The following is a 26,356-nucleotide window of genomic DNA, read 5'->3' on the forward strand; positions in this document are numbered from 1 at the left end:
TTAAAAATTGAACTTTTCAGCGTTTTGTTTGAACAGTTTTAGATCGGTAATCATATTGTCAGATTTGAGGGCTGATTGAGATACATGCTCAGAACCGGTACTAAAAAGCACTAAGCGATCACTATGCTTTGTGCGCATTTTTTGCATCATAAACTTGATTAAATCGGGGCGGGTGAGCTTGCTGATTTCAGCCACAACCAGTTCCCGTTGATTGAACTGATAATCTCGATTACCGACACTCACCCAATAACGTTGGCCACGAGTTTTAAGATTGGCATCATGTTCCATTACCTGGTTGATGAGTCCTTGTTTTGTGCTTTCCCATTCTTCATTCGTTATTTGCATAACAGCATAGTTAAAGTCCGCGATAAACTCGTCGATTGCTTCCAGTAAATGCAGTGGACCCGTTGTGGGTGATTGAATATAGAAAATGAGCCCAGGATGGCGATTTAGCGGAAGGTAACCTGTGCCAACCATGTAGCCTAATTGTTTTTCAGTACGCAGTTCATGGAAGAAGGTTGAGGACATCGCGTGATTGAGTAAGCTAAACAGTGCCATTTTTTCTGGCGTTGCCCTTGCTGATTGATAATAGACGATAATGGCGCTGTCTTGATGATCTATCGCCAGTTCTCTTAAAAGGGTGCCTTGTCCGGTTAAATTAATTAATTCACGGGTGGATTCTGCGCTAGGGCTAGAGACCAGAGACAAGATATGCTCCAGACGTTTGCCGAGTGCCTGAGCCTCTGAGACTAACCAATCGCCGTAAATTAATCCTTCTAGATAAATTTTTTCGTAAAATGCCCTTACATGGTTATGTAGATCATTCAAGGTTATATTTTCAAGTGCTTGGGCCATTCTGGCTGGTTCGTAACTGCGCTTCTGTAATGTTGCTGTCAGGCTGGTAAACAGTTGTGAAATCGGTTTAGCTTGAGCCAAATTTTGCCAACTACGTAACAGCTGAGACTTGATTAAGGCAAACCGTTCTTCGGTAAAATTACGTTCTCTTGCTTTATGGATAAGCAAAGCTAACAGTGTCTCTTGATTACCGGTAAAACCGGATAAATGTAGCGTTATACCCCCTTGGTGTGGATAGATGTTGTAGCTTAATCCTGCGACTTCAGCTTGATAAGTAGGCTCGGTTAGATAATCGAGTAACATCTCGACATACAAGCGGGTGAGAGCGGCATGTTTGGGGGTTTTACTTGCTTGCTCAGAGTCGAGTGATAAATACATATGCCCTTTAGGGACATTAAATTCATCGTCTTTTTTATGCCAAATCCGGTATCCCGTGGATTCCGCAACGATAACAGGGACTGCGACTTCGCTTTTATCGGGACGAGCAATAGAATCAGCCACAATGAAGGGATTCGCTGTGGGTAACTGGAGTTCTGGACGAATCTGAGTGACTTGCCAACGGGCGAGGGACTGAGGCTTTATCGGCAAAATTTGGTATGGAGTGTGATACCAGTTAGCTTTACGGTCGTTCTTAACGGACTGTGCAATAAGTTGCAACCGCATATTTTGCGGTGTCATTAGTGCCAATAACTCGAGTGTTTCGGGCACGTCTAAACCATCCATACGATAATCACCAAAGAGCAGATCTTCCACTTCATAGTGGTGCATATTGATGCTTAAGTGGCTGGCCAAATCGAGGGATTTAACGTGTTCTTGATAGCGAAATGCCATTTTTAGCAGATTTGCTCGCTCCAAATAGCGCCAGTCTTCAAGGCCTTGAGTTTTGATTAACTCAATATACTCAAAACAGCTGCAAACAATGTCTTCAATATTGCTCATGCCTTTATCTGTGAGCTGTAGGCCAATGCAATAGTCCTTGAAGTTATAGCCATTGACACCGCCACCTGCCGATAAATTATTCACTAAACCTTGTTCTTTAAGATACGACAACAGGCTGCCTTTACTCTCATTACCGAGAATATGGCTAATGTAGGTGAGTGGTTTACGTTTGTAGTAGTGGTCGATGCCTGGGAAATTAAAGCTGATACTTAAACGTTTTTGTTCCTTTAATGGGACAATATTGATTTGCTTAAGCAGTTCATTTTGTGAAAACAGCGGAACATCAGGATACTGTTTGACTAAGTTTAAGTTACGGATCTCGCTGAAATATTGTATTGCAAGTGCTTGCAACGCATCTAACGACACAGGTGCAACTAAACACAGTGTCATTAAATTAGCACTGTAGTGAGTTTGATAAAACGCCAATAACTCGCTTCTAACCTGTGCCTGCGTTCCTCCTAAAGTAACTAAGTTTCCCACGGAGAACTTTGAGAATGGATGCTGTTGATTGACGGTTTCTTTTAGCACTTGATAGCTGCGGCGGATATCATCTTTCAGCTTTAAACTAAATTCAGATTCAATGGCTTGGCGTTCTCTATCCACCAATTCCAAGTCAAATTTCGGCGCGATAAAGAATTGGCTAAATCTGTCTAAGGAGTCGGCGAAAACATCAGCATTGATGGTAAAAAAGAAATTGGTATGCTCGGTGCCTGTCCACGCATTGTTACTGCCGCCGTGCTGATTGATAAATGAGTGGTATTCGCCTGAGTCGGGGAATTTTTCAGTGCCTAAAAAGAGCATATGCTCTAAAAAATGCGCCATACCGGGTCTATCTACAGGATCATCAAAATGTCCCACTGCGACCGCCATGGAGGCGGCGGCTTGGCTAGCGTCCAAATCTTCCACCAATAATACCCGCAGCGCATTATCTAACACGAGATAACGGTACTGGCGATGATCGTTTGGACTTTTGTAAATAGACTGAGAGGCTTGCAAAGAGACACTCCGATGACGATGGCTTGTTATATATTGATAGTCTTAATGGTTTTTGGCAAATATCTCTTGTGCTTATCGACTAAAGATTAACTCTTGCAAGGTTTGTCGAAATCCATTTTAGGGCTACAATTGGGATAAAACAAAAACAAGTATGGGTAACGAGAGACGTATGCAGCTATTTTTGATGCGACATGGTGATGCTGGATTTAATGCTCAGTCGGATAGGGATAGAACGTTAACCGATGTTGGAAGACACCATACAGTGTTTATGAGCAACTGGTTATCCCGAAGCGTCAGCGATTTTGATCTTGTTTTGGTTAGTCCTTACTTACGGGCTCAGCAAACTTGGCAAACATTGAGTCAACATTTTCCTGAGCCGCGCAAATGGCTGGTTGCCGATGATCTCGTGCCATCTGGCGATCCTGCTAATGTTGCCGCATTAATTTTGGCCTATGCCGAATTGTATAAGGCCGATAAAGTGTTGGTGATTTCCCATATGCCGCTTTTAGGTTATTTGGTGAGTGAGTTGGTAGCGGGTGTTGAACCGCCTTTGTTTGCTACCTCTGGGATTACATTAATCGATAAACATGCCGAGCAAGCCTCTCTTGTGTGGCAGCATGCTCCTCATAGTATTAGTTAATAAATTCAATATAAAACAAAGGGCTCACAGATGTGGGCCCTTTGTTTTAGCATGCTTTATTTATAAAGTTGGATAACTTAACGTCGATGGGGCTGGTCACCAATATCAATCAGTACCAATAACGCGGCATCGCCACCCCATTCTTTGGGCGCTTGGTGAAAGGCTTTTACCATAGGATGTTGCACCAACCACATCGGCACCTGTTGTTTAAGTATGCCAGTGCCATAACCGTGCATCACACAACAACATTGGCTTTGCTGTTTTACACAGGCTTGAATGAGCGCAGCTAATTCCAGCTTGGCCTCAGATTGGCGATAACCGTGTAAATCCAGCAACAAATCCGGTTGATAATCGCCACGTCTTAAACGTTTAAGCTCGAGGCTATCGACTCCTTCATCAAGCCAGCGCATCGGCCCTTGAACGGGGAGTAGCGGTTGATAAGTATCTGAGAAATAACTATTAGCATGCAACTGTTGCTCTTTTAGTTCAATTTCTTGTTTGGTTTTTAGGGGCGCGCGAAAATGCCGCTTATCTTGGGTGATAGGTTTTATCCCCTCGATTAGCGCCGAAAACATCGCCATGCCTTCTTTGTCATCGTCTTTATTCATGTCGGGTATTCTATTGAATCCTATGGTTTCTGAATAGAGTTCAGTTACAATGTTTGTGAACATACAAGCGGGAGAGCGTTTTGGATAAGATCTTTGTAGATGAAGCTGTGACAGAGTTACGCACCATTGGTGACATGTTGCGTTGGGCGGTGAGCCGCTTTAATGATGCCAATGTGTACTATGGCCATGGTACAGATAATGCGTGGGATGAGGCCATCGCATTAGTGTTTCATGCGCTGCACTTGCCCGAAGAAATCGGCCAACAAGTGATTTTAAGTAACTTAACCAGCAGCGAAAAACACAAAATTGTCGAGCTTATCATTCGCCGCGTACGTGAGCGTTTGCCTGTGCCTTATTTAACCAATAAAGCGCGCTTTGCAGGGCTTGAGTTCTATGTGGATGAGCGCGTATTGGTACCTCGTTCACCTATCGCCGAGATGATCGCCAATCGTTTTAGTCCTTGGTTATACGGCAAGCCAGTTAATCGCATTTTAGATTTATGCACTGGCAGTGGTTGTATCGCGATTGCCTGTGCCTACGAATTTGATGAAGCTGAGGTCGATGCGCTGGATATCAGTGATGATGCCCTCGATGTGGCGCAAATCAACGTTGAAACCTTAGGGGTCATGGACAGAGTGTTCCCTATGCAATCGGATCTGTTTTCAGCCATTCCTGAAGGTCCACAATATGATTTGATTGTCTCTAATCCGCCCTATGTGGATGAAGAAGATATTGGCGATATGCCAGATGAATACCACCATGAGCCTGCGATTGGTTTAGCCTCGGGTCGTGACGGCCTCGACTTAACAAAACGCATTTTAGCGAATGCGGCTCAATACCTGACACCAACGGGCATTTTAGTGGTTGAGGTGGGTAACTCTATGGTGCATCTGATGGAGCAATTCCCTGAAGTACCTTTCACTTGGGTTAACTTTGAACACGGCGGCGACGGTGTGTTTGTGCTAACTCGTGATCAATTGATCGAACATCAATCGCTTTTTGCCATTTATCGCGACGCGCAATAATCACAATAAGCACATAAATTAGGTTGAGTCTTTTCCCGCTGCCAGTTAGGCTTGCAGCGGGAAAAAGAATTGTCCAGCCATTGCTGGGCGCGGAGCGAGAAGCAAATCATTTAAGGTGTAAAAAGCGGATGTCTGGAAACAGTATTGGTCAAAATTTTGTGGTGACTACCTTTGGTGAAAGTCACGGTGTGGCGCTCGGTTGTATTATTGATGGTTGCCCCCCAGGGCTCGAACTCACCGAAGCCGATATGCAACATGATTTAGACCGCCGTCGTCCTGGCACATCCCGTTATACCACCGCGCGCCGTGAGCCTGATGAAGTTCGGATCTTATCCGGTGTGTTTGAAGGCAAAACCACAGGCACCTCCATTGGGCTTCTGATCGAAAACACCGATCAGCGCAGCCAAGATTACTCTAATATCAAAGATTTATTTCGCCCAGGCCACGCAGATTACACTTATCAACAAAAGTACGGCCTGCGTGATTACCGTGGCGGCGGCCGTTCATCCGCCCGCGAAACTGCGATGCGCGTTGCCGCGGGTGCTGTGGCGAAAAAGTATTTAAAACAAGTGCATGGCATTAGTATCCAAGGCTATATGTCGCAGCTTGGACCGATTTGCGCCGAGACCATCGATTTTAGTCAAATCGAGCAAAATGCCTTTTTCTTCCCCGATGCGAGTAAGCTCGAGGCGCTGGATGAATATATGCGCGAGCTGAAAAAATCCGGTGATTCCATTGGTGCAAAAATTTCGGTGGTGGCGACTAATGTGCCTGTTGGACTGGGTGAGCCTGTGTTCGATAGGCTCGATGCCGACATCGCCCATGCCTTAATGGGCATAAACGCGGTAAAAGGCGTGGAAATCGGTGATGGTTTTGGGGTTGTGACACAAAAGGGCTCAGAAGGGCGCGATTTAATGTCGCCCCAGGGTTTTGAATCTAATCATGCGGGCGGTATCCTCGGCGGCATCTCATCGGGTCAACCGATTATTGCTCATATCGCATTAAAACCGACCTCGAGTATCAGTGTGCCGGGTCAAAGCATGACGGCCCAAGGTGAAATGGCAGAAGTGGTGACTAAAGGTCGTCACGATCCCTGTGTCGGGATCCGCGCGGTACCGATCGCCGAAGCTATGCTGGCGATTGTGTTGATGGATCATCTGTTAAGACACAGAGCTCAAAATCAGGATGTTCGCAGTCATACACCGATTCTCGGCATGAGATAGGCGCGATGAATGAGACAGTCTGCATGGAATAAAGATGCATAGCGGCTGTGTAATAAATGGAATGCGTTAATGCCTACAATCTCTAGCACAAGCCAGCAGTTACGCTGGCTATGTGCCTGTTATTTTTTCTTCTTTTCAATTCTCGGCACTATGATCCCTTACCTTGGGGTCTTCTTCGAAAACCGAGGATTTAACCCTCAAGAAATCGGTTTTTTGCTCGCGATTTTAATGGCGACCCGTATCGTGGCTCCCAATGTGTGGGCGAAGGTGGCCGATCGCACAGGCATGCGCTCCGAATTGGTTAAGATGGGCGCGTGCGCGGCGATGCTGGCGTATTTGAGTTTCTTCTACCACGGTGGTTTTGTGTATATGGCGCTGAGCCTTGCGCTGTATACCTTCTTCTGGAACGCGATTTTAGCGCAGCTTGAGGTGATCACCCTCGAAACCTTAGGTGAAAATGCCAGCCGCTATGGACAAATCCGCAGCTTTGGCAGCATTGGTTATATCTGCTTAGTGGTCGGCGCCGGTTTTGCCATCGGTCAATGGGGCACCGAGGTATTGCCCTATATTGGTTTAGTTTTGTTTACGGGGATGCTGGTGTGTGCCTTGCCATTGCCTGCCAATCGGGCTGTGCGTCCACAAGGACAAGAGCGCCAGCCACTTAAATGGACTAAACCCATTCTGTGGTTCATGGTGTCGGCGATGTTATTACAGATGAGCGCAGGGCCTTTTTACGGTTTCTTTGTGCTCTATCTTAAGCAGGCGGGTTACACCGAAGCGGCCGCGGGGATTTTTGTCGCCCTCGGTGCTATGGCCGAAATCGTGATGTTTATGTTTGCGCCTCGCTTGCTTGGACGGTATGGCGTTAATACCTTGCTTGTCGTCAGTATTGCCATGACCGCCGTGCGCTGGTTGCTGGTCGCCTTTGGTGTTGAGAGCATGTTGTTACTGGGTTTAAGCCAAGTGCTGCATGCGTTCACCTTCGGCTTGACCCATGCGGCCTCGATTCAATTTGTGCATCGAAATTTTGATGCCAGTCATCGCAGCCAAGGGCAAGCCCTTTATGCCAGCTTAAGCTTTGGGGTTGGCGGCGCACTCGGCACTTGGATTTGCGGGTATATCTGGGGTGATGGTAGCGGCGCTGTATGGTCTTGGGTATTTGCGGCGGCCTGTGCCTTTACGGCCATGTTAGCGGTATTTTTGATCCCTAAGGATGGGGCGCAAGCGGTTACGTCATAAGCTGACATTGATTGTGAAAAATAACTCATTGTAAAAACTAAAATAATGAACAAGAGAGGTTAAGGTGATCCGGTTTCGTTTAGGCTTAGTCATCAATCCACTAGCGGGTTTAGGTGGCAGTGTGGGGCTTAAGGGCAGCGATGGCGTGGCCGAGCAGGCACTCGCCTTAGGTGCCGAGCCCAAGGCAATAAAACGCATGATGCAAGCCTTAGAAGTGATTGCCCCTTTTGCCAAAGATATCGAAATCATTACCGCCTCAGGTGTGATGGGGGAGGATGCCGCCAACGCCTTAGGTTTTAACACCCGTGTGGTGTATCAAACTCCGGATAAAACTCAAGCGATAGACACGCAAGCCGTTGTGCGTACCTTGCTTGATGAACCGTTAGATTTATTACTGTTTGCGGGGGGCGATGGCACGGCGCGTGATGTGTATAGCGTGTTTGAACAAGCCGTTATCGACGATAAATTACCCGTGCTTGGTGTGCCGGCTGGGGTCAAAATCCATTCGGGCGTTTACGGCATCACGCCCCATGCCGCGGGTATGGTGGTCAAAATGTTGCTCGAAGGTGAGTTAGTCAGCCTAATGAGCGCCGATGTGATGGATATCGATGAAGTAGCTTTTCGCCAAGGCACGGTGCGCGCCAAACGGTTTGGTGAGCTATTAGTGCCCGCTGAACCCCGTTATGTGCAAGCGGTGAAGATGGGCGGAAAAGAAGTCGATGAGCTCGTGCTCGCCGACATTGCCGCCGATGTTATCCAGCAGATGGAAGACGAGCTGTACATTATGGGCTCGGGCAGCACGGTCGCCTTTGTGATGGAAGAGCTTGGGCTCGATAACACTCTGTTGGGGGTTGATCTTATCCAAGATAAAACATTAGTGGCGAGTGATTTAACCGCCAAGCAGTTACTCGACCTTACCCAAGATAAGCCGGTAAAACTGGTTATTACCTTGATTGGCGGGCAGGGGCATATTCTCGGTCGTGGCAACCAGCAGTTGTCGCCAGAGCTGATCCGCCGCCTCGGTAAGGACAATATTATTATCCTCGCCACAAAAACTAAGCTAAAAGCACTTGAAGGACGCCCCTTAATTGTGGATAGTGGCGACCCTCAATTAGATCGTGAGCTTTGTGGCTATTACAAAGTGACGACGGGTTACCATGATTATGTGATGTATCAGGTGGCCAACCCCGACTAATCAGATTTATTCTCCTCGGAGATTGCAAGCACCGAGGGGCCAGCGGCCATTTGGGCGAAATACGTTATTGGAGAGTTTGACCCGATGTTAGAGCAGTATGAAGAAGCACTAGAACAGTGGATTGAGTCTGTCGTAAGCCATGGTGATGACGATGCCTTATTTGCCTGCGGTTATCTGCAAGGCCATGTGGCGGTGGTGTTATCGCAACTCGAAGACGAAGGCGAGAGCACGTTAGAAGCCTTACTTGAAAAAATGACCGACTGTTTAGCACTGGCGCGCCAAGAATTAAATGATGCCGATTTTGCATTAGTGGAAGCGGCGTGGACACAATTGCATGGCAAAATTGTTAGTCATTTAGCGGCCTAATTGATGAGTATATCCAAGACGACTTCGGTTGATACCATGGCTGAACCTGAGGGGCAGCAAGCGGTTTATATCGGTCTAGTCAATCCGAAAACCCCGACGAACGTAGGCGGCATTATGCGCGCTTCGGGTTGTTATGGTGTCGATGCGGTGTTCTACACGGGTAAACGCTATGAATATGCCGCCCGTGGGCCGCAGCAATATAACGCCGATACGCAGAGCGCCGCCGAGCGCATTCCGTTAACTGGGGTGGCCTCCTTACTCGATGCGCTCCCCTCTGACACTAAGCTGGTGTGCGTGGATTTAGTCCTAGGGGCGACACCCTTACCTGAGTTTGTGCATCCCGAGAAAGCCTTTTATGTGTTTGGCCCTGAGGATGGCACTATTGGCCAAGAGATTATCGATAGGGCGGATGCCGTGGTGTATGTGCCTACGGTAGGCTGCATGAATTTGGCGGCGTCGGTCAATGTACTGCTGTACGATAGATTAGCGAAAGCCCATCGTGAGCAAGTATCAGCTCAAACCGAGTTCGATGGTGATGCCTTGATCCGTCAAAGTCGCGACAATAATAATCGCACTCGTGTTAAAACCACTAAGCGTGAGTCTTCGAAGTAGTCTTAAGGATCAGCGTATTATCCCAAAAGGATTAAGCAATGGCTTAATCCTTTTTTGTTTTTGCACTTATATCTTTAGAAAATACCCGCATTGGAGTGCTTGGTTTTCTCTGAGCGATAAAGTTTAATTGCTGCAACTAAGCTCATTAATACGGTCACCAATAAAAACCACTAAAATCACGAAGCTCACATCCATTAAAGTGCTTTACCCTTTAGTAATTTGCGTAACCACATCCGATTTGGGTTGAGTTTATTTAAGGTTGGCCAATCCAGTGGCAGCGGCTCACCAGTTAATTGTGCCGCCAAGCATTCGGCCGCCAAGGGGCCGGAGCTTAATCCCCGCGATCCTAAACCGCCCAGAATATAAAGGCCATTGAGGATGGGAGCTGGGGTCGTTTGCCAATAATGCTTGCTTTGTTCGGCCTGCTGCTGATTGAGTTGATGCTGTTCATAGCGCGCCAATATTTCAGCCACATCGGGCGCGCAGCCCATCATCGGGAAATGATCCCGCGTTACCATGCGCACGCCAACTCGGGCGCTATTGCCGCTGATGTCGATATCGTCAACCCAGGCTTGATCGGGGTAGCTTTCTTGCATTTTCCCCAGGTTTTCCCGTTGCTCCTGCGGGCAAAAATCGAGGTGAGCTGCCGCTTTTACATAACTGGCGCCAAGACAATGCAACCCTTGATGACTCGGCGTGAGGTAACCATTCGCGCATAACACTGTCGCCAATTGGCTCAGTTTAAATTTGGCAGGGACGTGGCTCACTTGGCCGCGAAACGGACTTATCTGCAAACGTTCACTGGCTGAAAACTGTGTCACCTGCGCGCCATTGGCGAGCACGAGTTGGCTGTATGGTCCAAAACGTTGGCTTTGAGTGTGGAGATACCAAGCATTTGTATCACACTTGATTTCGGTGATGTCGGTATTGAAATGGCACAGCACATGGGCAAGTTGCGAGGCCTTATCTACCGCCGCCTTGGCGTATTCAAATGGGCATACCCAGCCTCCAAGGGGATAGAAAAATCCAGCCTTATCAATCCCTATTTGAGCTATTTCGTTGGCTTCATTCGCATCAACGGCGTAGGCGATTTCCACTGGCCAGTCTTGGCTTTGGATGATTTTATCCAGCCGTTGTTGACTGCGCTCATCATGACCTGTTTGCAGCACGCCACAAAAATCATGGGAAATTGGCGTCACACCAGATGTTCCGTTCGTGCCCATCGTTGATGCAAGACTCAGCGCCTCGATTCGGCGGCGACTGAATAGAAACGCCTGTTGGAAAAAACGGCTAAGTTCATCATTTTCTGGCGTGAGTAGGGGATAGATCGCCCCTTGGCGATTACCAGACGCGCCTTGGCCTAACTCATTATCCTTACAAAACAATATGCTACTTTGGCCTCGTTCGGCGAGTGATAGCATCAGATGTGCTGATGCGAGTCCCCCGCCTATGATGGCAATTGGCTGCTCTTTAGTGGCGAGTGCCGAAGGTTTTGGGGTAAATGCCTGAACGGTATCGGCTTGCTGACGCAGCAATTTACGCTCATGGATCAGAATATTGTCGCTGATAATATGGTTTCGCAGTGAGTCGCAGGCATTTTCATTGAGAGCGTCTTGGCTGACGTCAAGCGTGCTAAAGCCGCAGCTGTGGGCAAGGTGCTGTGCTGTTTCACTAAGATTAAGCCCAATCAGTAGGGCATCATCCGCACTCAAGCGTGCCATTTGCCAGAGCTGCTTACCATTTAGCTGCGCAGATATATGCGGTAAAACCAGCCATTGCTGAATGGGATGAGAAGTACTGTGGGGGTGTTGGCTAAGTGCTGTGTTCTGATCGCCAAAATGCAAATCGACTGTGATTAGGCCGTCATCAAAAATTAATCTCTGGCACCCTATAATGCGCGCAGGCTTTGCCTTAAGTATGGCATTGGCAATGGGTTGTAAATGAGGCTTGGAAATTAAACTTTGCGATTGATCCCAAAGTAATTTAAGTTCGTAATCGTTAATGGGATTGGGCTCAAACACTTTGACTAACAGACGCGTTTTGCCTTGAGGTTGAGTATGCGTTTGCCAGTGATGCAGTAAAGATAGTAGCTCGAGTCCATCGCCTAATCCCCATTGCCCCATGACGTGCAAGCCCTGAATGAGCTGGGTTGATTGCGTCGGTAAGCGAGAGAGTTGAAGGAGAGTAAAATTGTCCAGAGACTTTGCAGTAGTCAATGCGCATGGGGGATAAAGGTTGATTAGTTGCGGGTAATCACGCTTAAATTGGTAAGATTTTTGGGGCTTAGCAGTCAAAGAAATATACTCTCGGTCTCATATTAGGCATTATTTTACCCGCCTTTATGGAAAGCTGACCACTTAATTGAAGCAAAACAGATACTATTGGCTCAGCAAAAAGTAGGTACTGACATGTACACAATGGATAGCAATAAAATGAAAAGAGTCGTGATCACCGGAATGGGTGTTGTTTCAAGTATCGGTAATAACAAGCAAGAAGTGACTGAGTCACTTAAAGCGGGCCGTAGTGGTATTACACATTCCGCTCAGTTTGAAGAAATGCAACTACGCAGTCATGTATGGGGCAATATCAAATTAGATCCTTCAGAGCTGATTGACCGTAAAGCGCTGCGTTTTATGGGCGATGCTGCGGCATATGCTTACATTGCAATGCAAGAAGCCATTAAGGATGCTCAGTTAACTGAAGAGCAATATTCAGATCCTCGCGTAGGGTTAATTGTGGGTACAGGCGGCGCTTCGTCTTCTAACCAAGTTCAAGCGGCTGATATTCTACGCGAAAAAGGCGTAAAACGCGTGGGTCCTTATATCGTGCCACGCATTATGTCGAGCACGGCCAGCGCTTGTTTAGCGACACCCTTCAAAATTAAAGGTATGAACTACTCAATCAGTTCAGCCTGTGCGACCAGTGCTCACTGTATCGGTCACGCCGTTGAACTTATCCAAATGGGTAAGCAAGATATGGTGTTTGCGGGCGGTTCGGAAGAAGTGGATTGGACTCTGACCATGGGCTTCGATGCGATGGGCGCGCTATCGACTAAATACAATGCCACTCCAGAAAAAGCCTCTCGCACCTATGATGCTGACCGTGATGGTTTCGTTATCTCTGGCGGTGGCGGTATCTTAATCGTTGAAGAGTTAGAGCACGCTCTGGCTCGTGGCGCGAAGATTTATGCTGAAGTGATTGGTTATGGTGCATCATCAGACGGTTACGATATGGTGGCTCCGTCTGGCGAAGGTGCGGTGCGTTGTATGCAAATGGCACTGGCCGATGTGGACACACCAATTGACTATATCAACACCCACGGTACTTCTACTCCAGTAGGTGACGTGCGTGAATTAGAAGCACTACGTGAAGTCTTTAAAGACAAGTGTCCACCGATTGCATCGACTAAGTCTATGACGGGTCATGCATTAGGCGCCGCAGGCGTACATGAAGCGATTTACAGCTTAATCATGATGGAAAACAGCTTTATTGCCCAAAGCATCAACATCGATAACTTAGATGAAGCTGCGAAGGACATGCCAATCGTGCGTGAATACCGCGATGCAGAGCTAAACACTGTTATGAGCAACAGCTTTGGTTTTGGTGGCACTAACGCAACGTTAGTGATGCGCAAATATAAGTAAACTATTATTTTTGTTAAAAAAGGAAGCTTCGGCTTCCTTTTTTATTAGCTAAAATTGAGCAATGCGACTCAGGGATTGGGTTTATGATCAGAGTCTTGCTAGAATCCTTGGCTACTCACTCTCTAGCCCATTTTTATCAGAAAGGTCCCCATGAAGATTGTTGTCGATGAAAATATGCCCTATGTCGAACCCTTATTTGGGGCGTTAGGCGAGATAATCCCAGTTAATGGCCGCACATTAACGCCTGAGCAGGTGCAAGATGCCGATGTGCTGCTGGTGCGCTCGGTCACCCGAGTCAATGCCGCACTGTTAGATGCCAATCCAAAACTTAAGTTTGTCGGCAGCGCCACCATAGGGACTGATCATGTGGATCTGGCCTACCTTGCTGGGCGTGGCATTCCCTTTTCGAATGCACCCGGCTGTAATGCGACCGCTGTCGGGGAGTTTGCCTTTATTGCGATGTTAGAACTGGCGGCGCGGTTTAACTCGCCGCTCAAGGGTAAAGTTGTGGGGATTATCGGTGCGGGCAATACTGGTAGCGCAACGGCTAAATGTCTCGAAGCCTACGGCATTAAGGTATTACTCAATGATCCCATCAAAGCGGCCGAAGGCGATCCCCGTCATTTTGTGAGCCTTGAGACCCTATTACATGAAGCGGATATCATCAGCCTACATGTGCCCATCACTCGCTCTGGCGAGCATAAGACACTGCATTTATTCGATGAAGCGCGCCTGATGAGTCTTAAACCTAATACGTGGTTGGTGAACTGTTGTCGTGGTGATGTAATTGATAATCAAGCCTTAATTAAGGTCAAGCAGCAAAGGGATGATCTTAAATTGGTGCTCGATGTATGGGAAGGGGAGCCGAATCCCATGCCGGAGTTGGTGCCTTTTGCTGAGTTTGCCACCCCGCATATCGCCGGTTACAGCTTAGAAGGTAAGGCTCGTGGCACTTTTATGCTGTACCAAAAGTTGTGTGAGTTGTTAGCCATTCCGGCCACCAAACGCTTTTTCGAGCTATTGCCTCCATTTCATTTTAAGGCGGTTGAACTCGAACAAGTCCCCGATGAAAAAGCCCTATTACAGCTCGCAAGATTCGTCTACGACCTGCGTGATGACGATGCCGTATTCCGAAATGGCTTTGCAAGGTCGAATGGCTTCGACACTATGAGAAAAAATCACAAACATCGACGCGAATTTAGTGCATTGGCGCTGGCTTATCACGGCCAATCTGAGGTAGATTGGTTGTCCAATTTAGGTTTTTCAGGAGTCGGTCGGTAATTATGTCGCAGGAATTTAATGTTGTCGTTTTAGGTGCATCGGGTGCAGTGGGTCAAACAATGATTGAGATCCTCGAAGAGCGTAACTTCCCGGTTGCGAACTTATATCCTTTAGCCAGTAGCCGTAGCGCCGGTGAAACGGTCAGCTTCCATGGCAAACAAGTTACCATTTTGGACGTCGAAACCTTCGATTGGAGCCAAGCGCAGTTAGGCTTTTTCTCTGCCGGTGGTGATGTCTCGGCCAAGTGGGCGCCTATCGCAGCTGAAGCGGGTTGTGTGGTGATCGATAACACCTCTCACTTCCGCTATGACATTGATATTCCATTGGTTGTGCCTGAAGTTAACCCCCATGCGATTGCTGATTTCCGCAACCGTAATATTATTGCCAACCCGAACTGCTCGACCATCCAAATGCTGGTGGCTCTAAAACCGATTTACGACACTTATGGCATCAGTCGTATTAACGTGGCGACTTATCAATCGGTCTCTGGTACGGGTAAAAAAGCGATTGAAGAACTGGCAAAACAATGCACTAAGCTGCTGCAAGGTCTGCCTGCTGACGCTGAAGTTTATCCAAAGCAAATCGCGTTTAACGTATTGCCGCAAATTGATAAATTTATGGACAACGGCTACACCAAAGAAGAAATGAAAATGGTCTGGGAAACCCAGAAGATTTTTGGTGACGATGACATTCTCGTTAATGCGACTGCTGTGCGCGTGCCGGTATTCTATGGTCACTCAGAAGCCGTACATATCGAAACGCGTCAAGTCGCCGATGCAGAAGATATTAAAGCTTTACTGCGTAATGCCGAAGGAGTGGTATTGTTCGAGTCCGATGACGAATATCCAACGGCTGTGACCCATGCAGCGGGTACCGATCCTGTTTACGTGGGCCGTGTGCGTAAGGATATCTCCCATTCTCACGGTATTAATCTTTGGGTAGTGTCGGATAATATTCGTAAAGGCGCAGCCTTAAACAGTGTGCAAATTGCCGAGATTTTAGTGAGAGATTATTACTAAGTCTTAAGTAGCAATTGATGCCCAATGAAAAAGCCTGCTGCCAGCAGGCTTTTTTTGTTTTACAATTGTGAACAGTAGCAGGGCTGGGATTTCTAGTTTATAGTAATCTCAATAAATACAATTGCCTAAAGCCTGTTATCAGCGAGATAACTTAAATAGCGCTTCAAAGGGAAGGATTGATGAAATTTCGCACTTCGTATCTTGTGGGCCTGATGGCCACCGTTTTAGCTGTTTTTTCCACGACCTCTTTTATTGATCCTGCGATAGCTGCCGATACTCCCAAAATAAAACCTTTAAAAATCATGGGACCAGATGGACAAATCCGTCAGGTCAATCATCAATATGGGCCAACGACCGCTAAAGATACTTTCTGGAGTATTGCGCAAAAAGTCCGTCCCGATGCCAGTGTCAGTGTTTATCAAGTCATGGCTGCAGTATTTGATGCCAACCCCCATGCGTTTAACTCCGACAGTTACAATAGCCTCGAACGTGGCATGATTTTGCTGATCCCTTCGAAAGAAGTGATGTTATCCATTCCCAATAGTGTAGCGATTGCCCGCGCCGAACGCAGCGATAAGCAAGTCCGTAATACCGCCAAAGCGGCGACTAAACCAGTATCTAAACCGACTGTTGTCACTCCTGTAGTTGAAAATAAACCTAAGGTAGAGCCTCAACCTAAAGTCGATGTTAAACCCGAAGCGGCTAAGACCGAAGTTGCTAAAACGGATGCCGTTGCGACGCCACCCGCTGCGCCGAAAATGGTGAGTTCCGATGTGAATACTCGCCTTGAGACCGCGGAGAGCAAAAATTTATCCTTAACTGATGAGTTAGCCAGAGCACAAGATCAGCTCGCCGTGAGAAATGCCGATGTTGAAGCCCTTAAAGCCAAAATTGAGGATTTAAACCAACAAATTGCAGTATTAGAGGAAACCTTACAGGCGAGTAAAAAGCAAAATCTTGCACTGAAGGCCGAGGTGGAAGCTGCTCAAGCCCCATCAGATGCCGATGCGCAGCCGCAAACGCCTACTGAGCCTGAAGATCTATGGCGAAACTTGATAAATAATCCGCTGTTATTGGTTGCAGCAGCGGTGGTCCCTGCATTGTTACTACTGCTGCTTGTGTTCTGGATGCTTCGTCGTAAGCGTAATAAAGAACGCCGTGAGTTAGCAGCCCAGCAGGTAGCCATGGCGACAGGTGCTGCTGGTGTGGCAACGGGAGCATCAGTGCTGGCGATGGATGATGATGATCTTGACGACATGGCAGTGCATTTAGACACTGACCATGCCGATTCCATCGATAGCTTATTAGATGTCGGTAGCGTGAGTTTACAACCAGAGCATGAAATGACCGATGGCCATGAGCAGATGGACATCGCTTCTGAAATGTTTATTGACCCAGGTGTTAACACTGCGGCAGAACCACAATTTGAAGAGGACGAAGGCCAATCCTTAGATGATCTCTGGGCTGAGGCCATGGGCGACCAAGAGGAAGCCTTTGCGGAAGAAAAACCCAAATCAGGTAATATTCTCGAAGAAGAGGATCTTGATGCATTATTGGCTGGGCTTGGCTCCGAAGAGCCTGATGCGCCATCTACTAATGAAAACCTTGATGAATTAGCGGGATTTGATATTCCAGCCGACCCAGAGGTGGTTGATGCAGCTGAGTTAGATACCGATCAAGATTTAGCCGCATCGCTTGCTGCTGAATTAGATAATGAACTTGAAAATATAGCGTTAACTGAAACGGCTGAAGATGATATTGATGCCTTGCTCGCCGGGTTTAATCAATCTGAAATGACCGATTCGGTATCTGAGCCAGTGGCTGAGGACGACCTCGATGCATTATTAGCGGATTATGGTAAGGAAAACACCACTACAGCATCCGATCTTAGCGATGAAATTGCTGCTGAATTAGATAATGAGTTAGCAGAGCTAGGGGTCGCGCAAACCGACGATATTGATGCGTTACTGGCAGATTTTGATAAACCCGCAGCGCCGGAGCCTGATCTAAGCGATGAAATCGCCGCAGAATTAGATACTGAACTTAATGATATCGGTGTCATTGAATCCGACGATATTGATTCTCTGCTTGCAGGTTTGGATGCACCAACCGCGCATGACCCTGCGCTTGCAGCAGCCATTGCTGCCGAATTGGAAGATGAACTAAACACCGACCTGCCAGTCAATGATGATCTTGACCAGTTGCTCGCAGGTTTTGAGGCCCAAGATTCGGCGGAACAACAAACGTCTAGCGATGAATCCGACATCCCTCACGATATGCTGGCAGCAGAGCTCGAAACGGCATTACCTGAAGAGTTATCGTCTGCAGAGGATGATCTCGAATCTCTTCTCGCCGAATTTGATGTGCCAGAGCAGGCTGAAGCCGACGCGGATGAGTTTAATTTCGACCTCGAAACCACCTACCCTGAGACAGATGATAAGCTCGAGGATGAAGGCTTACTCAAGGGCATCGGTGCTGCCCATGCGATTGATGGTACGGATGATACCTTTGAGCTTAGCGATACGATTGCGAAGAGCCCAGATGATAATCCAAATGAAACCGCAATTGAGCCAACATTTACCGGTTTCGATGCTGATAATCAAGCGGATGATACGGTACTCGCCACAGCAGCTTTAACGGCTGCGACAGCTGCCGCCGCGGCAAAAGTTAAAGAGAAAGAGGCTTCTTTCTTTAACGACTTAAAAGCTAACAAGAGTAAAGATCCCCACGTACTGGATTGGGACACTGAGCTTAACTTTGCGCCTACGTCTAGCGCACAAACTGACAGTCCTAAATCCGAACCTGTTGCACCCGTGGATCCTATCGCTGTCGATCCGCAGGCGGTTTCCCCGCGTCAACCTCTGGAATTTGTTTTAGACGAACCGATTGATAAGGTCGAGCCTACATTCGAGCTTATCACTGACAAAGATGATGATATTGTTGATGAGGATGTCGCTCATGAGTTTGCCTTTAGAGCGGACTTAGATACTGATGACGATATCGATTTAAGTGACGACAATGTGCTTGCTGCTTTTAGTGCCAATACCGAAGTTGAAGATGATGAGGTATTAACACCAGAAGATAGCTTTGCCCTCGATGATGAGCATACTCTCACGGTCGATGAAGCATTAGCAGCGCTAGATGCGCAGGAGTCACGTCAGTCGAAGAAGTTTGTACCTGAGCATGATTTGACTAATTTCCAAAACGAACATGGCTATATCGATATTGAAAAACTGCTTAACGACGCCGAGCAGGATAACACAGAGACAGATCTCTATCCTGAAATGGATGTGGAGATGAGTGATGTGGGTGCCCTGATTGGTGATGCAGCCATGATTGATGTGGACGATGAAGAGAACTCTGTTAACGCTAAGCTCGATTTGGCCCGTGCCTATATCGAAATCGATGACAGTGACAGCGCCAAAGCGCTACTCCGTGAAGTTCAAATTGATGGTAATGAGCGTCAACAGGACGAAGCGGCTCGTTTACTTAAAGAGATCGGCTAAGTTTGAACTGGCATTAAGCTTTAATGTTAACGATCAACGGCGCTCACAGCGCCGTTTTTTTTACGGGCTGCTGTGATAAAATGCGCCGCTAAATTAATTGTGAGGATGTGTGATGCGGATTGCATTAGGTATTGAATATGACGGCAGTGGCTATTTTGGTTGGCAGCGTCAGGCCGAAGTCGATTCAGTACAAGGGCAATTAGAACAAGCCTTGTCTAAGGTGGCAAACGAGCCCATTAGCTTGTTTTGTGCAGGAAGAACCGATGCTGGTGTTCATGCAACGGGGCAGGTAGTGCATTTTGATACCAACGCCGTACGTAACGAAGGTGCCTGGACCTTAGGTGTTAATGCCAATTTACCCGATAATATTGCCGTACGCTGGGTAAAAGAGGTAGATGAGAGCTTCCATGCCCGCTTTTCGGCCACGGCTAGACGTTACCGCTATGTGATTTACAATCATAATCTTCGCCCAGGGATCCTACGCCACGGCGTCAGCCATTATCATGGTGATATCGACGTTGATAAAATGCATATTGCGGCGCAGGCGCTGCTCGGCGAGCAGGATTTTACCAGTTTTCGTGCTATTCAATGTCAATCTAAAACCCCGTTTCGCAATGTGCACAGCGTTAAAGTGACGCGTCAGGGCATGTATGTGATCGTCGATATATCTGCCAACGCCTTTTTGCACCATATGGTGCGTAATATTGTCGGTTCGCTGCTGGAGATTGGGCTTGGCAACCAGCCATTGACCTGGATGGCGGATCTGTTGTCACTAAAAGATAGAAATCAAGCCGCGGCAACGGCTAAACCGAACGGACTTTATCTTGTGGATGTGACATATCCGGAGCAATATCAATTGCCAAAGTTAGCGCTTGGGCCATTGTTTATGTTGGATTAATGGCTTTTATAGTGGCAGAGCTTAAATGCGTTTCGAAGGAAGGAAATAACCGATGACCATAGCCCCAAGTGAATTGACAGCCTTAGTTGCGCCAGGAGCAAACGCGCCACTGGATCAATGGCTCGCGTATTTATTATCGATTCACCCAACCGAAATCGACATGGGATTAACTCGGGTTTCTAAGGTTGCCGAGCGCCTTAATGTATTGGATTTAGGGCCAAGTCAAATTGTCACTGTTGCTGGCACCAATGGTAAAGGCACGACCTGCGCCATGCTAGAGAACATCCTGCGTTTATCAGGGTTGACGGTGGGCGTCTACAGCTCGCCCCATATGCTCAAATACAATGAAAGGGTGCGCATCAACGGTCAGGACGCCAGCGATGACGCCTTTGTTGCGGCTTTTGAACAGATTGAAGCGGCACGTGGCGAGATTTCGCTGACCTTTTTCGAATATGCCACCTTGGCGGGCTTAATCCTATTTAAAGCGGCCAAGCTGGATGTGGTGATCTTAGAAGTCGGTCTTGGCGGCCGTTTAGATGCCACTAACATGATTGATGCTGATATCAGCGTCGTGACCTCGGTTGATTTAGACCATGAGGCGTATTTGGGTAATACCCGTGAGCTGGTTGGCCGCGAAAAGGCGGGGATTTTTCGCCAAGGAAAACCTGCCATTGTCGGCGAGCCAAACTTGCCCCATACCGTCAATGATGTCGCCCAACACCTAGGCGCCAAGTTGTATCGAGTCGGGACAGAATTTACCTATCAGCAAAATGGCAACACTTGGGACTATCAAGGGCAAGTACTTAAATTAACACAGCTTAGTCTCCCCACATTGCCATTACCCAATGCTGCGACAGTGATTGCCATTGTCGAACAGGGTTGGCCACATATTTCTGCCGATATTATTGCCAAAGGCATCAGCAGCGCCCGTTTAACTGGACGTTTGGAGCAAGTCAGCGAACAGCCGCTGATTTTACTCGATGTGGCTCATAATCCCCATGCGGCAAGGTTTTTAGTCAAGCAACTCACGCCCATCGTCGCGGGTAAGCGAGTGTTTGCCCTGTGCGGTATGCTAAAGGATAAGGATATTGGTGGCGTATTACCTGTGGTTTCGCCCTTAATTGACACTTGGTACTTAGTGAGTTTACAGGGCGAGCGTGGCGCTAATGCCAGCTTGCTACGTCAAACCTTAGCTCAAGACTGCAAGGCCCTCGAATTCGAGGATATCGCCACGGCTTGGACGGCATTAAAAGCGCAAATTCAACCCGATGATGTGGTAATTGTGTTTGGCTCCTTTTACACTGTGGCAGGTTTTAAGTCTCTCTTTAAGCAGGATAACCGTTTTGTCTAGCCAGTTTCATAATCGATTAGTCGGCACTGTGGTGCTGGTCGCCCTCGGGGTGATTTTTTTGCCGGATATTTTAGACGGTAAGAAGGAGCGGCAAGAGGAGCAATTTGCCGAAATTCCCTTACGTCCTACCGCGATAGCGCATAAAAATGCCGATGACACGTTTGAAGTGCTATCTGCGCAAGACGTGGATGGCAAAGATGTTATGCCAGAAGAGCCTTCTCCCAATGATGAGGCGACATTAGCGCAGGCAGTGGGCGCGGATGCTAAGCCAGAGTCTAAACCTGAATCTGCATCTGAACCCGTGCAAGCTGCGGCTAAGGAGCAACTTAAGCCACAGGCCGTACAAACTGATGCCAAGGCTGAGTTGAAGGAAACGGCAAAAACTGAAACGGCAAAGTCTGAACCTAAAAAAGATGCACCTAAGCCTGCGATAGCTAAAACCGAACCTAAAAAGCCAGAGGTTAAACCAACCACGGTTGCAAAAGCTGAAAAGCCTAAGGCCGAAACGGCGAAAACTGAATCTGCAAAACCTGCCAAAGACGATGGCATAAAAGTGGTGAGTCGTGATTCATTAAAGCCCGGACTTACCCTGCAACTGGGCGCATTTAGTAATGCCGCCAATGTGAAAGCGCTAGTGGCGCAGTTGCGTAAAAGCGGTTACAAGGCGTACACAATTCCAGACACACCAAAGGATGGCGTGTTGACTAAAGTGTTTGTGGGGCCAGATGTGTCAGAAGTTAAGTTGAAGAAAATACAAGAAGAAGTTGAAAGTCTGACACGTTTAAAAGGTCGGATTGTGCCTTTTAATCCGTTGGAATCTTAATGCAGAACTGCCTAGGCTGAAATAATTTATTTACCTCTCTAGGGGTGAGAATCGTTTCAGTCTCTGGTAGAATCGCGCCGTCTTAAAGCCTATGCTGGAAAGCCATCTCAATGGTTTGGATTGATTACGCTATCATCTTCGTTATCGGGTTATCGACTCTTATTAGTCTGATCCGTGGATTTGCCAAAGAAGCCATGTCATTAGTGGTATGGTTTGCTGCTTTCTTTGTTGCCAGTCAATTTTACCAAGACCTCGCCATCCATCTGACACAAATGAACGATGAGATGCTGCGCAATGGCGTTTCTATTGCCATTCTTTTTATCACCACATTAATACTCGGTGCCCTTATCAATTACATCATTGGGCAATTAGTGGTTAAAACCGGATTATCTGGCACTGACAGACTTTTAGGTCTGTGTTTCGGTGCTATTAGGGGCGCGTTGATTGTCAGCGCGCTGCTGTTTTTTATGGATGCTTTTACAGGCTCACCTAACGCCCAATGGTGGAAGGATTCTGTATTAGTGCCCGAATTTGGCGTTGTCATCCAGTGGTTCTTTAACTATTTGGAAAACACCTCCAGCTTTGTACCCAAACTATAAAAAAGACAATAAATTTATCCTAAGTGATGAAAAATAAGTCTGCTTTGAACTCTGTCGCGCTATTGGTACAGACTCAAATCGAGGCGAAGGTCGCTGGTCAAATGGCTGGGGAGTTACTTCGTGTTTTACTTATATTTCACATGAAAGGGCATAGAACATCTTACAATGAGGAAGCTTACCCATGTGTGGTATCGTCGGAATAGTTGGCCAATCATCGGTTAATCAGACCATTTATGATGCACTGACTGTGCTTCAACACAGAGGTCAGGATGCGGCAGGTATTGTCACCGTTGATCGTGGTGCTTTCAGACTACGTAAAGCCAATGGTCTGGTCAAAGACGTATTTGAAGTCAAACACATGCAGCGCTTACAGGGCAATGCGGGCATTGGTCATGTGCGTTATCCTACTGCTGGCAGTTCCAGCGCGTCAGAGGCGCAACCTTTCTATGTTAACTCGCCATTTGGGATTTCATTAGCCCATAACGGTAACTTAACCAACACGCTTGAATTGGCCGAAGGCCTGATTAAAAAGCGTCGCCATGTGAATACCACATCCGACTCCGAAGTGTTGTTAAACCTGCTCGCCGATGAGCTACAAAAAACCACGAGCTTAGCACTGACGGCTGATGAAGTGTTTGACACTATCGCTAAAGTGCATGAGCAAGCCCGTGGCGCTTATGCCGTTGTGGCGTTGATTGTTGGCCAAGGTTTAGTCGCGTTTCGCGATCCTTTCGGCATTCGCCCCTTAGTGCTGGGTAAGCACGAAACCCCAACTGGCACTGAATATATGGTTGCCTCTGAGAGTGTGGCACTCGATGCTGTCGGCTTTGAAGTGATGCGTGATGTCGCGCCGGGTGAAGCGATTTATATTTCCCTCGACGGTAATCTTTACACTCGCCAATGTGCAAAAGAGCCAAGCTACTCGCCCTGTATCTTCGAATTTGTGTATTTTGCGCGTCCAGATTCGACTATCGATAATGTCTCGGTTTACGCCAGCCGCGTGAACATGGGGGCTAAGCTCGGTGAAAAGATCAAAAAAGAATGGTACGACCATGATATCGACGTGGTGATCCCAATTCCGGAAACCTCATGCGATATCGCATTAGAAATCGCCCGTTGCATGGACTTACCTTACCGCCAAGGTTTTGTGAAAAACCGTTATATCGGCCGTACCTTTATTATGCCTGGCCAACAAGAGCGTAAAAAATCGGTACGCCGTAAACTCAATGCCATCAACACTGAGTTTAAAGGTAAGAATGTCCTGTTAGTCGATGATTCCATTGTACGTGGTACTACTTCAGAGCAAATCATTGAGATGGCCCGTGAAGCAGGGGCGAAGAAAGTGTACTTTGCTTCGGCTGCACCGGAAATTCGTTTCCCAAACGTGTACGGTATCGACATGCCTACCTCGAATGAGCTTATCGCACACGGTCGTGATGCCGATGAAATTGCTAAGCTTATCGGCGCAGATGGCATTATCTTCCAAAATCTGCCGGATCTGGTCGAAGCGGTGAGAATGGAAAACCCAGAGATAAAACGTTTCGAAACGTCAGTATTTGATGGTCACTACATCACCAACGACGTTGATCAGTCCTATCTCGATCATTTAACGCAGCTTCGTAACGATGATGCCAAAGCTGACCGCAATAAGGATATTGGCACTAACCTTGAGTTACACAACGTCTGCCATCCATAAGACGAAACGCTTAAGATGAAAGAGTGTGCTTGGCGTTAAGCGTCGGCACACTTTAAAATACACAATAAAAAGCCAGTGATAAGTCACTGGCTTTTTGTTTGGAATTTTAAGCCTTAGGAGATTTTTGGATTCTCGTTGGATTGGCTCTGTGTTAGCTCATCCTGCGCATTTTTACGTTCAACCCAATAGTCCGCATGGTGAATACCGAGTTTTTCAGGATCAAACTGTGGCTCAATACCTTGTTTTTGTTGAGATTCATAATCTTTAAGACAAGTGAAGGCAATTTTTTGCAGGAGAATAATGGCAATAATGTTTAACCACGCCATAATTCCCACACCAATATCACCCATCCCCCAAGCCAAGTCTGCGGTTTTCACTGTGCCATAGACTGTGGAGGCCATTAGCACGACTTTCAGTACCACTGTAAGCCAAGGACGATTCACTTTGCGATTGATATAAGCGATGTTTGTTTCGGCAATATAGTAGTAGGCCACAATGGTGGTGAAGGCGAAGAAGAATAGCGCAACGGCGACGAACATATTACCAAAGCCTGGCATCATGCTTTCCATTGCGGTTTGTACATAACCAGGGCCCGCCGCAATCCCCGCAATCCCGGTATAAAGCGCTGCGCCATCAGGGCCCTGCACATTATACAGGCCTGTGATCAGCAGCATAAAGCCAGTGGCTGAGCAGACGAACAGGGTATCAACATACACTGAGAAGGCTTGCACTAACCCCTGTTTGGCTGGATGACTCACTGCGGCGGCAGAAGAAGCGTGCGGCCCAGTACCTTGACCCGCTTCGTTGGAGTAAATACCGCGTTTTACCCCCCACATAATCGCAAGACCTAAAATCGCACCAAAGCCTGCATCGAGTCCGAAGGCGCTTTTTAGGATCAACAGAATAATATCGGGCAGCTGGCCAATGTTAAGGGCGATAATCACGCAGGCGACAATGATATAGCCGAGCGCCATAAAAGGCACTACAGTACTGGCGAACTGCGCAATCCGTTTCACCCCTCCAAAAATAATAAAACCTAATAGCATCGCAAGAATGGCTGCTGTGACATTAGGGTCAATATTGAAGGCGGTTTTTAAGCTTGAACCAATGGAGTTGGCTTGTACCCCTGGCAGTAAAATCCCGCAGGCAAAAATGGTCGCAATGGCAAATGTCCAAGCGTACCACTTCATGCCTAAGCCTTTTTCAATATAAAAGGCGGGGCCGCCGCGGTACTCACCGTTGATTTTTTCTTTGTAGACTTGGCCTAAGGTGGATTCAACAAATGCTGAGCTTGCGCCCAGAAACGCTACCATCCACATCCAAAAAAGAGCGCCAGGGCCACCAAAGGTAATCGCCGTGGCAACACCAGCGATATTACCAGTACCAACACGACCGGCTAAGGTCATGGCTAAAGCTTGGAAGGAAGACACACCAGCATCGGTGCTTTTGCCATCAAACATTAGACGGATCATTTCGGGTAAATGACGTAACTGTAAAAAGCGTGAGCGCAGGGAGAAAAAGAGTCCTACACCGAGGCAAAGATAAACGAGCGCGGGACTCCAGACGATATTGTTGACCGCATTAACAATCTCATTCATATAATTCAACTCCAATATTCTGTTGTTTTTTGCAGAGTTTTTAAGATTTTTTTAGGTGATTTTGGGTACTAAACAGCCAATTAGGCCTAAGGTTAAAACGCGTGTGTGCGTCCAAGAGCTTCAACATAACGATTTTTTTAGTTACTTCATAGCTAAAGTTGTTAAATATTTGATAATTTAACGTTCTTTATTTGATGGGGTTACTGAGGAGCTTTATTTTGCAGCGTGTTATCTCTGCTGCAT

20 protein-coding genes are annotated in these 26,356 nt (G+C 47.3%); 16 read left to right on the top strand and 4 right to left on the bottom strand.

The genetic code is table 11. The annotated features are described in order from the left end of the window. On the bottom strand, window positions 1-2,790 hold the full coding sequence (locus FJD32_RS08100; protein WP_140907248.1) for an insulinase family protein: 2,790 nt from the start codon (window positions 2,788-2,790) through the stop codon (window positions 1-3). Window positions 2,791-2,959: 169 nt separating this feature from the next. Here FJD32_RS08100 and sixA point away from each other — a divergent pair, with 169 nt between their 5' ends. Next, the gene (gene sixA, locus FJD32_RS08105; protein WP_140907288.1) at window positions 2,960-3,430 is read left to right on the top strand and encodes a phosphohistidine phosphatase SixA; all 471 of its coding nucleotides are present in this window, start codon (window positions 2,960-2,962) and stop codon (window positions 3,428-3,430) included. A gap of 77 nt (window positions 3,431-3,507) precedes the next feature. On the opposite strand, the gene smrB is transcribed toward sixA, so the two are convergent. Next, window positions 3,508-4,038 (bottom strand): endonuclease SmrB, encoded by a 531-nt coding sequence (gene smrB / locus FJD32_RS08110; RefSeq protein ID WP_041416788.1) that lies wholly within the window; start codon window positions 4,036-4,038, stop codon window positions 3,508-3,510. A gap of 80 nt (window positions 4,039-4,118) precedes the next feature. Between smrB and prmB the strand changes: the two genes are divergently transcribed. From prmB to FJD32_RS08140, 6 genes are all read left to right on the top strand, one after another. Beyond that, a complete protein-coding gene (prmB, locus tag FJD32_RS08115) occupies window positions 4,119-5,063 on the top strand; it encodes a 50S ribosomal protein L3 N(5)-glutamine methyltransferase (RefSeq protein ID WP_099458373.1) in 945 nt (314 codons plus the stop codon). A 128-nt stretch (window positions 5,064-5,191) separates the two neighbouring features. Beyond that, a complete protein-coding gene (aroC, locus tag FJD32_RS08120; RefSeq protein WP_140907249.1) occupies window positions 5,192-6,286 on the top strand; it encodes a chorismate synthase in 1,095 nt (364 codons plus the stop codon). 69 nt (window positions 6,287-6,355) lie between these two features. Next, window positions 6,356-7,525: an MFS transporter gene (locus FJD32_RS08125; protein ID WP_140907250.1), complete on the top strand. Its 1,170-nt coding sequence runs from the start codon at window positions 6,356-6,358 to the stop codon at window positions 7,523-7,525. A gap of 64 nt (window positions 7,526-7,589) precedes the next feature. Continuing rightward, the gene (locus FJD32_RS08130) at window positions 7,590-8,720 is read left to right on the top strand and encodes an ATP-NAD kinase family protein (protein WP_140907251.1); all 1,131 of its coding nucleotides are present in this window, start codon (window positions 7,590-7,592) and stop codon (window positions 8,718-8,720) included. Window positions 8,721-8,804: 84 nt separating this feature from the next. Then, window positions 8,805-9,086 carry a YfcL family protein gene (locus FJD32_RS08135; RefSeq protein ID WP_011622202.1) on the top strand — a complete coding sequence of 94 codons (282 nt, stop codon included), beginning with the start codon at window positions 8,805-8,807 and terminating at the stop codon, window positions 9,084-9,086. A gap of 3 nt (window positions 9,087-9,089) precedes the next feature. Then, on the top strand, window positions 9,090-9,698 hold the full coding sequence (locus tag FJD32_RS08140; protein WP_140907252.1) for an RNA methyltransferase: 609 nt from the start codon (window positions 9,090-9,092) through the stop codon (window positions 9,696-9,698). 194 nt (window positions 9,699-9,892) lie between these two features. Here the strand turns inward: FJD32_RS08140 and mnmC are convergent, their stop codons facing one another. After that, window positions 9,893-11,992, bottom strand: coding sequence for an FAD-dependent 5-carboxymethylaminomethyl-2-thiouridine(34) oxidoreductase MnmC (mnmC, locus tag FJD32_RS08145; RefSeq protein WP_140907253.1), 2,100 nt, complete (start codon window positions 11,990-11,992; stop codon window positions 9,893-9,895). 138 nt (window positions 11,993-12,130) lie between these two features. Here mnmC and fabB point away from each other — a divergent pair, with 138 nt between their 5' ends. The 9 genes from fabB (at window position 12,131) to purF (ending at window position 24,515) form a co-directional block, all read left to right on the top strand. After that, on the top strand, window positions 12,131-13,342 hold the full coding sequence (fabB, locus tag FJD32_RS08150; protein WP_181159844.1) for a beta-ketoacyl-ACP synthase I: 1,212 nt from the start codon (window positions 12,131-12,133) through the stop codon (window positions 13,340-13,342). A gap of 150 nt (window positions 13,343-13,492) precedes the next feature. After that, window positions 13,493-14,623, top strand: a complete 1,131-nt coding sequence (locus FJD32_RS08155; RefSeq protein ID WP_140907255.1) for a 4-phosphoerythronate dehydrogenase — start codon at window positions 13,493-13,495, stop codon at window positions 14,621-14,623. Between the two features lie 2 nt (window positions 14,624-14,625). After that, window positions 14,626-15,642: an aspartate-semialdehyde dehydrogenase gene (locus FJD32_RS08160; protein ID WP_055648755.1), complete on the top strand. Its 1,017-nt coding sequence runs from the start codon at window positions 14,626-14,628 to the stop codon at window positions 15,640-15,642. 179 nt (window positions 15,643-15,821) lie between these two features. Beyond that, on the top strand, window positions 15,822-19,148 hold the full coding sequence (locus FJD32_RS08165; RefSeq protein ID WP_140907256.1) for a FimV/HubP family polar landmark protein: 3,327 nt from the start codon (window positions 15,822-15,824) through the stop codon (window positions 19,146-19,148). Between the two features lie 112 nt (window positions 19,149-19,260). Continuing rightward, window positions 19,261-20,046: a tRNA pseudouridine(38-40) synthase TruA gene (gene truA / locus FJD32_RS08170; RefSeq protein ID WP_037420111.1), complete on the top strand. Its 786-nt coding sequence runs from the start codon at window positions 19,261-19,263 to the stop codon at window positions 20,044-20,046. A gap of 52 nt (window positions 20,047-20,098) precedes the next feature. Continuing rightward, window positions 20,099-21,397 carry a bifunctional tetrahydrofolate synthase/dihydrofolate synthase gene (gene folC, locus FJD32_RS08175; RefSeq protein ID WP_140907257.1) on the top strand — a complete coding sequence of 433 codons (1,299 nt, stop codon included), beginning with the start codon at window positions 20,099-20,101 and terminating at the stop codon, window positions 21,395-21,397. Next, window positions 21,390-22,220 carry an SPOR domain-containing protein gene (locus FJD32_RS08180; protein WP_047536581.1) on the top strand — a complete coding sequence of 277 codons (831 nt, stop codon included), beginning with the start codon at window positions 21,390-21,392 and terminating at the stop codon, window positions 22,218-22,220. The genes folC and FJD32_RS08180 overlap by 8 nt, the downstream gene beginning before the upstream one ends. Window positions 22,221-22,330: 110 nt before the next feature. Continuing rightward, the gene (locus FJD32_RS08185; RefSeq protein WP_011072963.1) at window positions 22,331-22,819 is read left to right on the top strand and encodes a CvpA family protein; all 489 of its coding nucleotides are present in this window, start codon (window positions 22,331-22,333) and stop codon (window positions 22,817-22,819) included. 181 nt (window positions 22,820-23,000) lie between these two features. Continuing rightward, window positions 23,001-24,515, top strand: a complete 1,515-nt coding sequence (purF, locus tag FJD32_RS08190) for an amidophosphoribosyltransferase (protein ID WP_037420099.1) — start codon at window positions 23,001-23,003, stop codon at window positions 24,513-24,515. Window positions 24,516-24,628: 113 nt separating this feature from the next. Here purF and FJD32_RS08195 read toward each other — a convergent pair whose 3' ends face one another. Beyond that, window positions 24,629-26,113, bottom strand: coding sequence for an alanine/glycine:cation symporter family protein (locus FJD32_RS08195; RefSeq protein WP_037430090.1), 1,485 nt, complete (start codon window positions 26,111-26,113; stop codon window positions 24,629-24,631). Window positions 26,114-26,356: the final 243 nt, after the last annotated feature.

The organism is Shewanella sp. LC6, from assembly GCF_006385735.2.
Classification (GTDB): Bacteria; Pseudomonadota; Gammaproteobacteria; order Enterobacterales; family Shewanellaceae; genus Shewanella; species Shewanella xiamenensis.

Excerpts from the sequence above, each read along its gene's own strand:
- sixA (WP_140907288.1), top strand. The coding sequence starts at position 2,960 with ATGCAGCTATTTTTGATGCGACATGGTGATGCTGGATTTAATGCTCAG.
- smrB (WP_041416788.1), bottom strand. The coding sequence starts at position 4,038 with ATGAATAAAGACGATGACAAAGAAGGCATGGCGATGTTTTCGGCGCTA.
- aroC (WP_140907249.1), top strand. The coding sequence starts at position 5,192 with ATGTCTGGAAACAGTATTGGTCAAAATTTTGTGGTGACTACCTTTGGT.
- FJD32_RS08125 (WP_140907250.1), top strand. The coding sequence starts at position 6,356 with ATGCCTACAATCTCTAGCACAAGCCAGCAGTTACGCTGGCTATGTGCC.
- FJD32_RS08135 (WP_011622202.1), top strand. The coding sequence starts at position 8,805 with ATGTTAGAGCAGTATGAAGAAGCACTAGAACAGTGGATTGAGTCTGTC.
- FJD32_RS08140 (WP_140907252.1), top strand. The coding sequence starts at position 9,090 with ATGAGTATATCCAAGACGACTTCGGTTGATACCATGGCTGAACCTGAG.
- fabB (WP_181159844.1), top strand. The coding sequence starts at position 12,131 with ATGAAAAGAGTCGTGATCACCGGAATGGGTGTTGTTTCAAGTATCGGT.
- FJD32_RS08155 (WP_140907255.1), top strand. The coding sequence starts at position 13,493 with ATGAAGATTGTTGTCGATGAAAATATGCCCTATGTCGAACCCTTATTT.
- FJD32_RS08160 (WP_055648755.1), top strand. The coding sequence starts at position 14,626 with ATGTCGCAGGAATTTAATGTTGTCGTTTTAGGTGCATCGGGTGCAGTG.
- FJD32_RS08165 (WP_140907256.1), top strand. The coding sequence starts at position 15,822 with ATGAAATTTCGCACTTCGTATCTTGTGGGCCTGATGGCCACCGTTTTA.
- truA (WP_037420111.1), top strand. The coding sequence starts at position 19,261 with ATGCGGATTGCATTAGGTATTGAATATGACGGCAGTGGCTATTTTGGT.
- folC (WP_140907257.1), top strand. The coding sequence starts at position 20,099 with ATGACCATAGCCCCAAGTGAATTGACAGCCTTAGTTGCGCCAGGAGCA.
- FJD32_RS08185 (WP_011072963.1), top strand. The coding sequence starts at position 22,331 with ATGGTTTGGATTGATTACGCTATCATCTTCGTTATCGGGTTATCGACT.
- purF (WP_037420099.1), top strand. The coding sequence starts at position 23,001 with ATGTGTGGTATCGTCGGAATAGTTGGCCAATCATCGGTTAATCAGACC.
- FJD32_RS08195 (WP_037430090.1), bottom strand. The coding sequence starts at position 26,113 with ATGAATGAGATTGTTAATGCGGTCAACAATATCGTCTGGAGTCCCGCG.